The following is a 15,874-nucleotide window of genomic DNA, read 5'->3' as shown; positions in this document are numbered from 1 at the left end:
TGACTTTCAATTTAAGGTTAATTTTTATTCGTTTGTCATTAAAAAGGTAAACTATTGAGTTTGAGTATGACGACGTTATTAAAGCCGCCATACTCACAATCATGACTTAGTTTTTACTTTTGCTATGATCTTTTAACTCAATATTGATACCCAATGACTTAATCTCTTTGGTCAATACGTTGAACGATTCTGGCATACCGGCTGACATGTTCTGTTCACCATCAACGATGTTTTTATACATACGGGTACGACCTTCGACGTCATCGGATTTCACCGTCAACATCTCTTGCAATGTATAAGCAGCACCGTAAGCTTCAAGTGCCCAAACTTCCATCTCACCGAAGCGCTGACCACCAAACTGGGCTTTACCACCCAATGGCTGCTGGGTAACCAGTGAGTAAGAACCCGTTGAACGTGCGTGCATTTTGTCATCAACCAAGTGGTTGAGTTTGAGCATGTACATATAACCCACGGTCACAGGACGATCAAACTGTTGACCGGTACGACCATCAAACAATACTTGCTGACCTGAGGTTGGCATACCCGCTAATTCTAGCAAGCCTTTGATTTGCTGTTCTTTAGCGCCATCAAATACTGCGGTACCCATTGGTACGCCTGCACGTAGATTTTTTGACATCGCAATGATTTCTTCATCACTGATGCTGCCTAAATCCACTTGCTCGCCGCCAATTTGGTTATAAATTTTGTCTAAGAAATCACGTAACTCAGCAACTGCCGCTTGTTGTTTGATCATCTCATCAATCTTGATGCCCAAACCACGTGCTGCACCGCCTAAGTGAGTTTCTAGAATCTGACCGACGTTCATCCGCGATGGTACACCGAGTGGGTTTAGTACCACATCCACTGGGTTGCCGTTTTCATCATATGGCATGTCTTCAATCGGCATGATACGTGATACCACCCCTTTGTTACCATGACGACCCGCCATTTTGTCACCTGGCTGAATACGACGTTTTACTGCCAAATACACTTTGACGATTTTTTGCACACCATGCGTTAAGTCATCACCTGCCGTTAATTTGCGTTTTTTCTCAGTGAATTTTTCATCGATTTCTTTTTGTTTATCGGTTAAAAAGTCACCAATTTGTGATAAACGCTCTGCGGTATCTTCTTGGGTTGGCTGAATATCCAGCAATGTTTCAAGTGACATGTCTTGCATTGAGTCTTCACTCAATACCGTACCTGATTTTAAGCCCGCGCCACCACTGACAGTCTGACCGTCAAGCAATGAAATAATGCGACCGCGTGCGGCGTTTTCAAAGATACGCAATTCTTCTTTTAAGTCTTTACGATAGCTATCAAGCTGGGCTTTTTCGATAGCTTGCGCACGGCTGTCTTTTTCTACACCATCACGGGTAAAGACTTGGACGTCAATCACCGTACCTTTGGTAGAAGAAGGCACTCGCAACGACGTATCTTTAACGTCCGCGGCTTTTTCACCAAAAATTGCACGAAGTAGTTTTTCTTCAGGGGTGAGCTGCGTTTCACCTTTTGGTGTCACTTTACCTACTAAGATATCGCCACCTTGTACTTCTGCACCAATATAGACAATACCTGCGTCATCTAGATTAGCTAGGGCTGCCTCACCCACGTTTGGAATATCAGCAGTAATTTCTTCCGTACCCAATTTAGTATCACGCGCCACACAGGTTAATTCTTGGATGTGAATGGTGGTAAAACGATCTTCTTTAACCACACGCTCAGATAACAAAATCGAGTCTTCGAAGTTGTAACCGTTCCAAGGCATGAACGCCACACGCATGTTTTGACCCAATGCCAACTCACCCAAATCGGTTGATGGACCATCTGCCAAGATATCCCCACGCGCAATAACATCACCTTGGTTGACGATAATGCGTTGGTTAATACAGGTGTTTTGGTTTGAACGGGTGTATTTGATTAAGTTGTAGATATCAATACCCGCTTCACCCGCTTGCATTTCATCTTCATTCACTTTTACAACGACACGGCTCGCATCCACGTCCATAATGACGCCGCCACGTTTGGCAGTCACACACACACCTGAGTCACGGGCAACGTGACGCTCCATACCCGTACCAACCAGTGGTTTGTCAGAACGTAAAGTAGGTACCGCTTGACGCTGCATGTTTGAACCCATCAAGGCACGGTTGGCATCGTCATGTTCCAAGAATGGAATCAAACTTGCTGCCACAGACACAACCTGACGCGGTGATACGTCCATATGAGTCACTTTCTCTGGTGCCATACGCACAAATTCACCATAGTTACGCACAGAGACATAATCTTCTGTCAATTGACCGCTTTCATCAATCGGCGAATCCGCTTGTGCAATCACAGTACCCACTTCTTCAATCGCTGATAAATACTCGATTTCATCCGTTACTTTACCGTCGACTACTTTACGATACGGAGTTTCTAAGAAACCAAATTCATTGGTTTTAGCATAAACAGCTAGTGAGTTGATTAGACCGATGTTTGGACCCTCAGGGGTTTCAATCGGACACACACGACCATAATGGGTTTGGTGTACGTCACGGACTTCAAAGCCTGCACGTTCACGTGTTAAACCACCTGGACCTAATGCAGAAACACGACGCTTATGGGTGATTTCTGACAACGGGTTGTTTTGGTCCATGAATTGTGACAATTGTGATGAACCAAAGAACTCTTTAATGGCGGCTGCCACAGGTTTTGAGTTGATCAAATCTTGTGGTGATAAGTTATCTGTTTCAGCTGAGCTTAAACGCTCTTTAACAGCACGCTCAACACGGACTAGACCCACGCGAAATTGATTTTCTGTCATCTCACCGACTGAACGGACACGGCGGTTACCTAAATGGTCAATATCGTCCACTACCCCACGACCATCACGAATTTCAATCAACATTTTTAATACGTCAATAATATCTTCGTTGGTCAACACACTGCGTTCACGCTGCACATCAGGGTCATTGGTTGGCTCATAGGCACGGCCCAAACGACGGTTGAACTTCATGCGACCGACGTTTGATAAATCATAGCGGTCTGCGTTAAAAAACATCGATTCAAACAGTTTTTCAGCCGTATCGAGTGTTGGTGGTTCACCTGGACGCATCACTTTGTATATTTCAATCAACGCTTCTTCACGGCTCATCGCAGTATCCGCGCGCAGTGTATCGGCGATGTATGAACCATGATCGATATCGTTAGTGAATAAGATATCAAATTCTTTAATACCGTTATTGCTGATTTTGACCAAAGTCTCGTGGTCAAGCAATTGGTTAGCGCGTGCAATGACTTCATCATCCACAACGATATCTTGTGCCAAAATACGTTCATACAGGTATTCATCAGGCACAGGCAATTTAGTCATACCGGCTTGTTCGATTTTACGAATCGCGCGCGCGTTGATACGTTTGCCCTGTTCGACAATCACTTCGCCATCAGGTGAAACGATTTCAAACTGCGCCATTTCACCGCGTAAACGGTCAGTGACAAGATCGATTTCAAATTGCTCATCACCTTTATAGACGTGGGTTTTTTCATAAAACGCATCTAAAATTTGCTGTGTATTCATCCCAATGGCATGCAAAATCACTGTTGCCAATAATTTACGACGACGGTCAATACGAGCAAACACCAAGTCTTTGGCATCAAATTCAAAGTCTAACCATGAACCACGGTAAGGAATAATACGGGCGTTATACAACACTTTACCACTTGAATGTGATTTGCCTTTGTCATGGTCAAAGAATACCCCTGGTGAACGGTGTAACTGCGATACGATGACACGCTCAGTACCATTAATCACAAAAGTACCGTTTTCGGTCATCAATGGGATTTCACCCATATAGACGCTTTGTTCACGGATATCTTTAATTGCCGCTTTGGCATCTTTGTCTTTGACATCTTTGTCTTTGATGACCAAACGGATTTTGACACGTAATGGCGCTGCATAGGTTGAACCACGTAAAATACATTCGCGCACATCAAACTCTGGTGCACCTAGATAGTATTCAACAAATTGTAGCTCGGCATTGCCAGTATGGCTTTCAATAGGGAAAATAGAATTAAAAGCGGCTTGTAAACCAATGTTTTCCCGACCTTTTGGCTTTTTATTTTCTTGCAAAAATTGCTCATACGAGTCAACTTGGATGGCCAATAAGTATGGCACGTCCATGACGGTGGGCAACTTTGCAAAACTTTTACGAATGCGTTTTTTTTCAGTATACGAGTATGCCATTAAAAGTCCTTAAACATTCAAAGCGTTAATGCCTACCCATCTATCAATACTTCAGTGCACTGATACTGCTGTGCACTGATAAAGCCACAAATCACCACATTTCCTGTTAGGAAATTAAGTTTTTTGCGCATTTATTAACGATGGAATCTATTTTTAAAAGATTTGATGACCCAATCCCTACAGTCTTAGGTCACCAACTTAAATCCAATTTCCTAACGGAAATCTTAAAACCTTGCTCAATCAGCGGATAAGTTAATCATCACAGGATGCATAACCCAATCAGCGCTATAATATAAAATCGATACAAACAAAAACTGTAGAGACGACAAAAAGCCAAACACCTTTGGGGTATTTAGCTCAAGTTTTTTTACGCATTACCAGACTTTCTAACTTGCATGGAACAATTCTGTCCTTGGTGCGTGTGCCATCTTATATTCAATCAGACACGAAAGGTCAAGAGAATGATTATAATAAAAAAAAGCCATTATTGCAAGTGCAATAATGGCTTTTTGAAGGTTAGAAAACTTAGGTGCGAGAATTATTTCAATTCTACTGATGCGCCTGCTTCTTCTAATTTTTTCTTCAATTCTTCAGCTTCAGCTTTCGCTACGCCTTCTTTAACAGTTTGTGGTGCGCCTTCAACTAGGTCTTTAGCTTCTTTTAAGCCCAAGCCAGTGATTTCGCGAACTGCTTTAATAACAGCTACTTTCTTGTCGCCAGCGCCAGTTAATACAACGGTGAAGTCGTCTTTTTCTTCTGCTGCAGGCGCGTCACCGGCAGCTGCAGGTGCTGCTGCTAGTGCAGCGGCTGATACGCCAAATTTTTCTTCCATTGCAGAGATAAGATCTACAATTTCCATTACTGATTTTTCAGCGATTGCATCAAGAATTTCTTGGTTAGTTAATGCCATGATGTGTATTCCTAAATAAGTGAATTTGGTTTAAAAAATCCTAAGCGTAGCTAAATTTGCTTAAATAAATTAAGCGGCTTCGCCTTGCATTTTGTCGCGTAATGCTGCCAAAGTACGAACAAATTTGCCTGCAGCGGCTTCTTTCATCGTACCCATTAAGCGCGCAATCGCTTCGTCGTAAGTTGGTAAGCTTGCTAAACGATCGATATCTTTAGCAGCGATAAACTCGCCTTCAAAAGCTGCGCCTTTAATTTCAAACTTATCGTTTGTTTTAGCAAATTCTTTGAACAAACGTGCCGCAGCACCTGGATGTTCAGTTGAGAATGCGATAAGTGTTGGACCTACAAATACGTCATTTAACACAGAGTAGTTAGTGTCTTCTAACGCACGACGTAATAAAGTATTACGCACGATACGCATATCAACACCCGCTGCACGAGCTTCTTTACGCAGTTGGGTCATTTTACCTACTGTTACACCACGAGCATCGGCAACAACAGCAGAAAGGGCACCTTTGGCAGATTCACTTACTTCAGCAACAATCGCTTGTTTGTCTTGAAGATTTAATGCCATGGGTTGTCTCCATATTATCAGTTTCCTAGTTATGATTAACTTAGGGCACCAATAAACCTAGTTAATATAATAAGTTAAAGTACAACTTATTATCACTCCGATACGGTGGCAGTCAATGATAAATTAAACTGCCATCCCGTCTGCGTAGGCTGTGAAAAACTTTCACAATTAAACTATTTACGATTAAACCAATAGAACCTACGGTCTTAGACAGCACAACCCGTTTGTGCTGAACTAAATTTAAAATATATTAAAAATCTACCATCAAGCGTGATAGCTTAAGCATTACGATAAGGTACTGGATCTAAGTTGATACCAGGACCCATCGTGCTTGATAGGGTGATTTTTTTGATATAAATACCTTTTGAGGTCGCAGGTTTTGCTTTTTTCAAATCAGCGATTAATGCAGACGCATTTTGCTCGATTTGTTCAGCACTAAAACCTACTTGACCAATCGTGGTATGGATAATACCCGCTTTATCAACACGGTAAGTTGCCTGACCCGCTTTGGTATTTTTAACCGCTTCAGCAACGTTAGGGGTAACTGTACCTACTTTAGGGTTTGGCATTAAGCCACGTGGACCTAAAATTGTACCTAATTGACCAACAACGCGCATTGCATCAGGCGACGCAATCACAACATCAAAGTCCATGTTACCCGCTTTGATGCTGTCTGCTAGGTCTTCAAAACCTACGATATCAGCACCCGCTTCTTTTGCTGCATCCGCTGCTGCACCTTGTGCAAACACGGCAACGCGTTTGGTTTTACCGGTACCTGCAGGCAGGTTAGTAGCACCACGAACCACTTGGTCAGATTTACGTGGGTCAACGCCTAGATTGATAGCAATATCGATTGACTCTTTGAATTTTGCTGGTGGCAATTTATTTAGAATTTCCACCGCTTCAGCCAATGTGTATTGTTTGTTCGCATCATAACTTTCAGCGATTGCTTTTTGACGTTTAGTTAATTTAGCCATTTACACACCCTCCACGTCAATACCCATTGAGCGAGCAGTACCCGCCAATGTGCGAACCGCAGATTCTAAGTCAGCAGCAGTTAAGTCAGCGTTTTTGGTGTTAGCAATTTCTTCTAACTGTGCGCGGTTGACTTTACCCACTTTAGTTTTGTTCGGTACGCCTGAACCTTTGGCAGCACCTGCAGCTTTGCGAATTAAGAACGCCGCTGGTGGTGACTTCATGATGAAGGTGAACGATTTGTCGTTGTAAACAGTGATTTCAACAGGAACAGGTAGACCTGGTTCCATGCTAGAAGTAGCTGCGTTGAACTCTTTACAGAATGCCATGATGTTCACACCTTTTTGACCCAATGCTGGACCAATAGGTGGTGATGGATTAGCTTTACCAGCTGGCACTTGTAGTTTGATGTAACCATCAATCTTTTTAGCCATGATAGACTCCTGTTATGGGTAATAGCGCTAGACTCCCATTCATCAAATGGTAATCCGGCTCCCCGGGTGATATTGTCAATCTAACAGACAACAGAAAAAAATAAAGTGCCATATTATAAGCGAATTTTTACTTAGGTAAAGCAAAAATTGCTAAATTTGGCACTTAGTTACAATTTTAGGGCTAAAACCCATGAAAAAGACAAACTATCAAATACTAGTTAATTTTTTCTACTTGTTTAAACTCTAGCTCAACCGGGGTTGGACGGTTAAAGACATTGACGGTCAACTGTAAGCGTGATTTTTCGTAATCTACTTTTTCCACCAAGCCTCTAAACTCGGTAAACGGACCATCGATGACCAACACCTCTTCACCTGGTTCAAATAAGGTTTTTGGACGTGGTTTGTTTTCGTTGGTATTTAAACGATTTAAAATGGTATCGGCTTCTTTTGGGGTAATCGGCGCAGGATTTTCTGGCGTACCGCCAATAAAGCCCATCACACGTGGACAGTCTTTAACTAAGTGCCATGTATTGTCGTTCATATCCATTTCAATCAATACGTAACCTGGGAAGAATTTACGCTCGGATTTGCGTTTTTTGCCATCCCGCATTTCGATAACTTCTTCGGTTGGGACAAGTACTTGACCAAACGATTCTTTGTATTCGCTGCGATTGATACGTTCAATCAATGAACGCTGCACTTGTTTTTCAAAGCCTGAAAATGCTTGTACGATATACCAACGCATGGATAATCTTCCTCTAATTCATTGCTAAACACATCGCCTACTATACCAAATATGAGCAATGCAGGTAAAATATTGATATTGCTAGATAGATAAAAACCCACAGATGTGGGTCAAATAAAAGGGTTTGGCCAAATTTTTGCTATTGACCAATGACGTATTGAATCAACTGGCTAAATACGGTATCTAATAACCACACAATAAAGGCTAATATCCCAGCCACTACTGCAACTTGCCAAGTGTATTCAAGGGTTTCTTGTTTGCTCGGCCAAGTCACACGGCGTAATTCAACGCGAGAATCTTGCAACAGTGTTTTAAAAGCACTGCCTTGGTTGGTCAATGCCAGTGCCAATAATGCAGCAATGATTAGTCCAGCAATAACAGCCACGCGCGTCCATAAATTGCTAGCGGGTTGCCAATATGCGGGTAAATATTGATTGACTAAAGTTGCGCTGATTAATGCGACAAAAGCAAAAATCCACAGGGCAAAATCTTTAGGGGAGTGTCGTTTGGCAATCTCAATAGCAGCAGGTTGGTGGACAACCACTTTTTCACCAGACATCCTTTTGCCATTGAGCTCTGCTAGTTTGTTCTCTAGCATTTGTTTCATAAGGCTGCCCTGTCTATCATTAAAACGTATTTTATTATTAGAATACAGCGTACACGCTAACCTAACTAAAATGTGGCAGGCGATGAGGGACTCGAACCCCCAACATTCGGTTTTGGAGACCGACGCTCTACCAATTGAACTAATCGCCTATGTTGAGTTTGAGTATTATAGCGAGTTTTTTTTTGAATGCAACACTTTCTATAGTTTTTTGCGATTTTAATCTTACCCTATCACTGCTAAGATTTTACGGCGTAAAAGCGCAGCGTCCGGCATGGCTTCCCCATTGATTCGTAGTATCGGAATACCTGCACTCAATAGCGCTTTGTCTTTTTTTTCATCTTGCTGCTGACGGCGGCGAGTGTTGTGCGTCCAGTCGTCTAATTCAATTGCCAATAGTACGGTTTGCTTGTCTTGATCGACCAGCACATAGTCAACACTCATACGGCAAATACGATTAAACCAAAAGCCTTGGTCAGTATCGTCATCGTCATTTGGCATGATAATACGTGATAGCTGTACTTGCCCAAAAATAATCAGCTCAGGCACGGCTTGCTGCAAGCGATTAAAAAATATCACTTCGGTGGGCGTCATGATTGGCATCGGCTCAAACGGCCATACCGCTAATTCATCTCCCCGAACTGGCTTAATAACCTCTTCACGGCTACTACCACTACTACGAAATGCAAATACTAACAGGATAAACACCACAAACGCTAACACTAAAAAAATTGTCACACTAACCACACACTCATATCTATAGGATAATTACCACAAGGGAGCATTATTCCTCTATTGGGTGATTTTCACAAGCACATAGACAAACAATGCGACACAAAATGTCGCATTGTTTGGGTTGTTTGGCCTTGTTTGCATAGTTTGGCTTCAAAAGGTTAAATAGGCTTACCAGTAAAGCACCCAGCCACTATTGACATCCACGCGGCTATCGTTATTGAGCTTGTCTTTGAGCGCCAAGGCAGCGACTTTGCCTTTTTCTGGACCTACGACAATACGTACCCCTTTGCTCGTTTGGGTGGTTTTGACTTTGTAGCCTGCCGCTTGTAATTTTTGGGTGATTTCATTGGCTTTTTTCTCGTCGGTTGCCAATGCGACTTGTACCCCAAACGTACCTTTGGCATCCGTTTGTTTCACTGTCTGACGCGCCTGCCTTAAATTGTCTTGTGCCGCTTGGAATGCTTGTTTTTTCTGTGCTTGTTGCTGAGCTTCTAGTTTTTTCTGGGCGATTTCTTGTTGACGTTTTTGCTCTTTTAACTGGGCTTCTTGCTTTTTGCGAGCGATTTCTTGCTGTTTTTGCTGCTCTTTTTGCGCGGCTTCTTGTTTTTTACGGGCGACTTCTTGCTGCTGCTGCAGTAGCGCCTGTTGCTTTTTTTGTTCAGCTTCTTGCTTTTTGCGGGCCATCTCATTTTGACGTTGTTGCTCTCGCGCTTGGGCTTGCTGGGTGATACGGTTGACTTGTGCCGCAGTCGGGATGTTAATAGTTTGCCCGACACGTAAATTGCTGGTTGTGTTGAGATTATTGACGCTTGCCAATACGTCGACTGGCACATTGTAGCGACGTGATAACCCTATCAACCCATCGCCTGCCTTAACTTGATAGGTGCCAGGATTGTTAGGGATGGTTTTTGCCGCGGGCTGCGGCTGTGCGACGACGGGTGCTGCCACTGTGGGCTTTGGCGTAGCTGCTTGTTCTTTAGTTTGCGTAGCGCTTCGAGTTTGCGCAGCACTTTGGGACTGTGCGGTATTTTGCACGCTATTGGGTACTGCAGCTTGCGTTTGTGGCGGCGCGGCGACCGTGTCAACGGGTCGGGGCTTTACTACAGGTTGGGTAATCACGGTCACTGAGCTGGCAACCACCGAATTGGTATTGGCGGCATTTTTGTTGGCATACAGTTGATTTTCAGCACGGCTACGCGCTAAAGCTTCGGCTTCAATCCGCTGTTGCTCGGTCATATATTGCTGGGCTTGTTGTTCTTGCGCAGCGACCCGTTGCTCGCGTTCTTTTTGTTTTTGCGCCAGTAAATTTTTTTCGGTTGCGATATCGGCGGTGAGTGGTTCGTTGCTGATTGCTGATTGTTTCTCTGTCGTGGGTTTAGCGATAACTTGTTGGCTATTGGCTGCAGGTTTGGCAGGCGCGTTCAAGACTTGGTGCATAGTGGCATATAACAACACGCTACCGCCTAACAATACCGTTGTACCCAATAATGCTTGCTTAGAAAATTTCATGCCAAATACCCTAGTTTATGTGTCTTGATAAATGATTTTTTCAACCTATAAAAATCAACGAATTTTGACTAATCATAGCAAAATTCGCGTTAGCAGTTTTTACCATTGTTGAGATATTAACTGAAAATTTTGAAAAGTAAAATCATTTGACGCACAAATTCGTTATTCACTCAGTGATTGGCTGGTCAGTACACCGCTGATGGTATAAAAAGAACCACACACCAAAATTAGGTCATTATCTTGGCTGTGGTCAATCACCGATTGGGTTGCCAAATTCAAATCCTCAAAAATAGACACAGCATTAAAATAGCTTGGTAACAACTCAGTTAAGCGTTCTTGGCTACTGGCTCTAGGGTGAGATATAACGCCGCTGTGAACACTGTCAATCGGCATCACCGTCTGGGAGAATTGCTGTAGATGGGCGAGCACTGGCTCGATGTCTTTATCAGCGAGCATGGATATCACCAAATGCAATTTGGCAGTTGGATGCTGGCGTTGGTAGGCATGCACATACGGCGTCAACTGTTTGAGCAAAAACTGCATCCCATGGTCATTGTGGGCAACGTCAAACACCCATTGGCGAGCTGACATGCGTCTGCTGTCAAAACGCCCAGCCAATTTTACCTTCGGTAACGCAGCTTGGATGTGGTCTTGGGTGATGGTTAATGGGCTGGCTAAGAGGGCGGTGATAGCCGTTGCGGTATTGTGCAAAGACAAATTGGGGATAGGCAACGATAGAGTCACCGCGTTATTGCTATATTGCCATGTCACTGCATCGTCAGTATGGCGGTAGCCATAATCTTTGCCATACTGTAGCAAATGGGCATGGTGCTGTGCAATCAAGGGTGGGATGGTCGATGGCATATCGGTTTCGCCATACACCAATGTGAGGATATCACGCAAAATACCGGCTTTTTCTACGGCGATTTTTTCACGGGTGTCGCCGAGCCATTCGACATGGTCGATACCCACATTGGTAATCACCGCAAGGTTTGGCTCGATGACATTGACGACATCGAGGCGACCGCCTAACCCCACCTCCAATACCCAGACATCACAGTGGTTTTGGGCAAAAATTAAAAACGCGGCAAGCGTCGTCATTTCAAAAAATGACAGCGTCAACCCACAATCCACTCTCGCCTGCTCGATTTTGGCAAATGCATTAATCAAAGTTTGGTCATCGACCATTTCTCCATTGATTCTGACACGCTCGTTAAACACCAGTAAATGCGGCGATTGATATAAAGCGGTTTTATAGCCCGCTTGTTGACAAATCTCAGCAATAGTGGCGGTGGTTGAGCCTTTGCCATTGGTGCCTGCCACGGTAAACACAAAGGCATCGGTTTGCTTTATACCCAATGCTTGAAATACGGGTATCACCCGCTCAAGCCCCATATCAATCGCGGACACATGGATGCCTTGCATATAGTTTAGCCACTCGGTTAACGAGCTTGAAACGCTAGGCGGTAATGGGGATGGTGAGAGTGCGGCTGGTGAGCTTGACTGTTGCATGGATAAAACCGTGATAATAATGAATTAGTGAGCCTGACGAAAATAGGTCATTTTTTTGAGTAAGCGATGAATCGTTTCTTTCATTTGTAGACGATGGACGACCTGATCGACCACACCATGCTCTGCCAAAAACTCAGCGCGCTGGAAAGGCTCGCCCAGCACCTCGCGAACGGTTTGTTCGATCACCCGTTTGCCGGCAAAACCAATCATGGCTTTGGGCTCTGCCAAATGGATATCGCCTAACATCGCAAGTGATGCCGTCACACCGCCATACACAGGATTGGTCAGTACCACAATATAAGGAATATTGGCGTGTTTGAGTTTCTCAATCGCTGCAGCAGTACGCGCCATTTGCATGAGTGATAACAAGCCCTCTTGCATACGGGCGCCACCCGATGCGGCAAAACATACCAGCGGGATTTGTTCTTTGAGCGCCGTCTCGGCAGCGAGCACAAATCGATCACCTACCACAGAACCCATTGAGCCACCCATAAAAGCAAAATCAAACGCACAAGCCACCACGGATAGCCGCTGAAGTTTGCCTTTCATGACGATAAGCGCTTCGGTTTCGCCTGTCTTGGCTTGCGCTTCGCTCATTCGTGTTGGGTAAGGCTTGCTATCGACAAAGTCTAATGGATTGCCTGCTTGGTACTGCTGCCCTAGCTCATCATCTACTTGGTCAAAAAACCAGTTCAGACGCGTGCGGGCGGTCATGCTAAGATGTTCATCACACGATGGGCAGACATAATTATTAAAAATCAGCGCCGTATTGGTGATGATTGAATTACAGTTGGGACATTGAGTCGATGGTTCGGTCTCAACCGCCGTCAGTATTTGCTTGGCACGCGGCTTGATGGTGGGTAATGGGCGTTTTAACCAAGTTTCTTCCAGTGTCTGTCCCATCGGTTGAGGCTTCATATCAGTGCTCATAATAAGTCCCTATTAACAGTGCAATTTAAGAGTGCCAATGAATAGTAGTTTTTTGAGTGTACAAGTACAAACTCATTTTATAATGCGTATGCTAACTGATTTTAGCAATAAATGAAATGATTAACCTCAAGTACCTCAAACCATTCTATCACTCAAGACTATCAATCGCTTCTCTTAGCTCATCCATTTTATCTAAGATGGCTTTTTTGGCATGGGCAATTTTCTGTTCATCATTGCCCACATCCGCAAAGTTTTTCACTAGCTCACTACCCACAATCACACCATCCGCATATTGTCCGACTGCTTTTGCCGATGCACCATCACGAATACCAAAACCAACACACACAGGCAAAGCAGTTTGTGCTTTAATCGCTTGCACGTGCTCGCCCACATCTTGGGCATCCAATGCTTTTGAGCCTGTTACGCCTTTGACCGATACATAATAGATAAAACCTCCGCCATGTTTTAACACTTGCTCACGGCGTTCTGGCAAGGTGGTTGGCGCAAGTAAGAAGATTTCGTTCATACTCGATGCGGCGATTTTTTGGGTAAAATCGCCCGCTTCTTGCGGCGGTAAATCGACCATTAAAACACCGTCAATCCCTGCATCTTGACAAAGGCTGATAAACTTGTCATAACCGATGATTTCAATCGGATTCAGATAGCCCATGACTAGCACTGGCGTGGTGGTATTGGTTTTGCGAAACGCTTTTACCATCTCAATCGCTTGGCGGGTACTGGTGCCGCCTGCCAATGCTCGCTCGCCTGCAAGTGCGATGGTCTCACCGTCTGCCATGGGGTCGGAAAATGGCAAGCCAACTTCGATGATGTCTGCGCCGTGGTCAACGAGTTCATGCAGTAAGCTGACGGTAACAGTTGGGTTTGGGTCGCCTGCCATCACATAAGGAATTAAAGCTTTTTTGTTTTGCTCTCGTAACGTGTTAAATGTGGTTTCAATTCGGGTTTGCATACTTTTCTCGCTTTAATTTTTACTGCTAATTTTTTGTTTTAAGGCTCGCATTTTAACGACAGCATGATCAAAATCTTGCTTTGCTTGTGAAATGATTTTTTCTATCTCAATTTGTACTTCATTATCAATTTTGAGTATTTCGGCTTGCCTTTGCCCATCAATAATTTTCTGATAACGTTGTTCAAAAACTGCTTGAGAAAGATTTTTACATTTCAATTGCAGAAACCCTAACCAATGTTGCTCTCTTTTTTCATCACCATTACAGATACTACAAGCTAGTACAAAGTTGTGAATATCGTTTGTGCCACCATTGCTAATCGCAATCAGGTGGTCTAAATGACCTTTACGACTACCCTGTTCGATTTCGCAGTCACAGTAAGCACAATGACTTTCAAAATATTGCCAAATTTTTTGCTTATCCTTTTCTTTAGGATAGTCATAAATGATTTTAAGCAAGCTACGTTGCATTTGGTTTTTTGCCATAGGAACAGTATCTTTTGCCATTAATAATCAGTCAATCTCAATTCCATCACGTTTCATGACGGTATGCAAATCTTTATCCCCACGACCCGACAGATTGACAATAATCGACTGGTCTTTGCTCATGGTTTTGGCAAGTTTCAATGCATACGCAATGGCGTGCGAGCTTTCTAGTGCAGGAATAATGCCTTCTTTTTGGGTACATTCACGAAAGCCAACCATCGCTTCTTCATCGGTACAAGGTACGTACTGCACACGGTCGATATCTTTTAAGAAACTATGCTCAGGACCCACACCAGGGTAATCAAGCCCTGCCGAAATCGAATGGGTGCCCAAAATCTGCCCATCATCATCCGCCATCAAATACGTGCGGTTGCCGTGTAATACCCCCACTCGACCGACGGTAAGCGGTGCAGCATGGTTGCCTGTCTCGACCCCATCACCGCCGGCTTCGATACCATACATTTTGACGTCTTTATCATTTAAAAAGTCATAAAACAGTCCGATGGCATTACTACCGCCACCGACACAAGCGACCAACGCATCGGGCAGTTTGCCTGTTTTTTGGTAGTGTTGTAGTTTGGCTTCTTTGCCGATAATGGCTTGAAAGTCACGCACCAGCATGGGGTATGGGTGCGGACCTGCGACAGTGCCAATGACATAATAAGTGCTATCGACATTGGTGACCCAGTCGCGCATGGCTTCATTCATGGCGTCTTTGAGCGTGCGAGTGCCCGAGGTGACAGGTACGACTGTCGCCCCAAGCAAACGCATACGATACACGTTCATGGCTTGGCGTTCGACATCATCTGCGCCCATATACACCACGCACTCTAAGCCCAGACGCGCCGCGATGGTGGCAGTTGCTACGCCATGTTGCCCTGCGCCTGTCTCGGCAATGATGCGTTTTTTGCCGACCATTTTGGCAAGCAAGGCTTGACCGATGGTGTTGTTGACTTTGTGAGCGCCTGTGTGGTTTAAGTCTTCACGTTTAAGATAAATCTGCGCGCCACCGATATCATCACTTAGGCGCTTGGCATGATAAAGTGGCGTTGGTCTGCCGACATAATTGACCAAGTCGTCTTGAAAAGCTTTCCAAAATTCGGGATCAGCTTTGGCAGTGTTATAGATATGCTCAAGTTGTTCCAGTGCCGCCATCAGGGTTTCAGAGACAAAGCGTCCCCCATGAATGCCAAAATGTCCGCTGGCATCTGGGTATTGATTAAAGTCTTTTACTTCAGTTGGATTTTGAATGTTCATTATTTTCTCTCT

The 15,874-nt window shown here is 44.1% G+C and carries 14 protein-coding genes and 1 tRNA gene; all 15 read right to left on the bottom strand.

From position 1 onward, the window contains the following. Positions 1 to 106 precede the first annotated feature (106 nt). The 15 genes from rpoB to trpB all read right to left on the bottom strand — a co-directional run bounded on the left by rpoB (position 107) and on the right by trpB (position 15,862). Positions 107 to 4,225: a DNA-directed RNA polymerase subunit beta gene (rpoB, locus tag H9W84_RS03060; RefSeq protein WP_239741597.1), complete on the bottom strand. Its 4,119-nt coding sequence runs from the start codon at positions 4,223 to 4,225 to the stop codon at positions 107 to 109. Between the two features lie 538 nt (positions 4,226 to 4,763). Next, positions 4,764 to 5,135 carry a 50S ribosomal protein L7/L12 gene (gene rplL, locus H9W84_RS03055; protein WP_007116395.1) on the bottom strand — a complete coding sequence of 124 codons (372 nt, stop codon included), beginning with the start codon at positions 5,133 to 5,135 and terminating at the stop codon, positions 4,764 to 4,766. A 69-nt stretch (positions 5,136 to 5,204) separates the two neighbouring features. Further along, positions 5,205 to 5,708, bottom strand: a complete 504-nt coding sequence (rplJ, locus tag H9W84_RS03050) for a 50S ribosomal protein L10 (protein WP_065253716.1) — start codon at positions 5,706 to 5,708, stop codon at positions 5,205 to 5,207. A gap of 278 nt (positions 5,709 to 5,986) precedes the next feature. Continuing rightward, a complete protein-coding gene (gene rplA, locus H9W84_RS03045) occupies positions 5,987 to 6,685 on the bottom strand; it encodes a 50S ribosomal protein L1 (RefSeq protein WP_065253715.1) in 699 nt (232 codons plus the stop codon). Beyond that, positions 6,686 to 7,117 carry a 50S ribosomal protein L11 gene (gene rplK / locus H9W84_RS03040; RefSeq protein WP_007116398.1) on the bottom strand — a complete coding sequence of 144 codons (432 nt, stop codon included), beginning with the start codon at positions 7,115 to 7,117 and terminating at the stop codon, positions 6,686 to 6,688. Between the two features lie 214 nt (positions 7,118 to 7,331). Further along, a complete protein-coding gene (gene nusG / locus H9W84_RS03035) occupies positions 7,332 to 7,862 on the bottom strand; it encodes a transcription termination/antitermination protein NusG (protein ID WP_007116399.1) in 531 nt (176 codons plus the stop codon). Between the two features lie 139 nt (positions 7,863 to 8,001). Then, positions 8,002 to 8,469, bottom strand: coding sequence for a preprotein translocase subunit SecE (gene secE, locus H9W84_RS03030; RefSeq protein ID WP_239741596.1), 468 nt, complete (start codon positions 8,467 to 8,469; stop codon positions 8,002 to 8,004). A 73-nt stretch (positions 8,470 to 8,542) separates the two neighbouring features. Beyond that, positions 8,543 to 8,618: transfer RNA gene (locus H9W84_RS03025), tRNA-Trp, on the bottom strand. Between the two features lie 73 nt (positions 8,619 to 8,691). Further along, positions 8,692 to 9,204, bottom strand: a complete 513-nt coding sequence (locus H9W84_RS03020) for a DUF2726 domain-containing protein (RefSeq protein ID WP_239741595.1) — start codon at positions 9,202 to 9,204, stop codon at positions 8,692 to 8,694. A 165-nt stretch (positions 9,205 to 9,369) separates the two neighbouring features. Further along, a complete protein-coding gene (locus H9W84_RS03015; protein ID WP_239741594.1) occupies positions 9,370 to 10,710 on the bottom strand; it encodes an SPOR and LysM peptidoglycan-binding domain-containing protein in 1,341 nt (446 codons plus the stop codon). A 162-nt stretch (positions 10,711 to 10,872) separates the two neighbouring features. After that, the gene (folC, locus tag H9W84_RS03010) at positions 10,873 to 12,222 is read right to left on the bottom strand and encodes a bifunctional tetrahydrofolate synthase/dihydrofolate synthase (protein ID WP_239741593.1); all 1,350 of its coding nucleotides are present in this window, start codon (positions 12,220 to 12,222) and stop codon (positions 10,873 to 10,875) included. A 24-nt stretch (positions 12,223 to 12,246) separates the two neighbouring features. Beyond that, a complete protein-coding gene (accD, locus tag H9W84_RS03005) occupies positions 12,247 to 13,152 on the bottom strand; it encodes an acetyl-CoA carboxylase, carboxyltransferase subunit beta (protein ID WP_239741592.1) in 906 nt (301 codons plus the stop codon). Between the two features lie 148 nt (positions 13,153 to 13,300). Continuing rightward, positions 13,301 to 14,122: a tryptophan synthase subunit alpha gene (trpA, locus tag H9W84_RS03000; protein ID WP_239741591.1), complete on the bottom strand. Its 822-nt coding sequence runs from the start codon at positions 14,120 to 14,122 to the stop codon at positions 13,301 to 13,303. Positions 14,123 to 14,134: 12 nt separating this feature from the next. Beyond that, complete coding sequence (locus H9W84_RS02995) at positions 14,135 to 14,626, bottom strand: HNH endonuclease (RefSeq protein ID WP_239741590.1); 492 nt, start codon at positions 14,624 to 14,626, stop codon at positions 14,135 to 14,137. Positions 14,627 to 14,632: 6 nt separating this feature from the next. Next, on the bottom strand, positions 14,633 to 15,862 hold the full coding sequence (gene trpB, locus H9W84_RS02990; protein WP_239741589.1) for a tryptophan synthase subunit beta: 1,230 nt from the start codon (positions 15,860 to 15,862) through the stop codon (positions 14,633 to 14,635). Between the last annotated feature and the right edge of the window lie 12 nt (positions 15,863 to 15,874).

Source organism: Moraxella tetraodonis, assembly GCF_022359095.1.
Lineage (GTDB): Bacteria > Pseudomonadota > Gammaproteobacteria > Pseudomonadales > Moraxellaceae > Faucicola > Faucicola tetraodonis.
The sequence above is the reverse complement of the archived record's forward strand: the minus strand, read 5'-3'. Positions and strand labels throughout refer to the sequence as shown.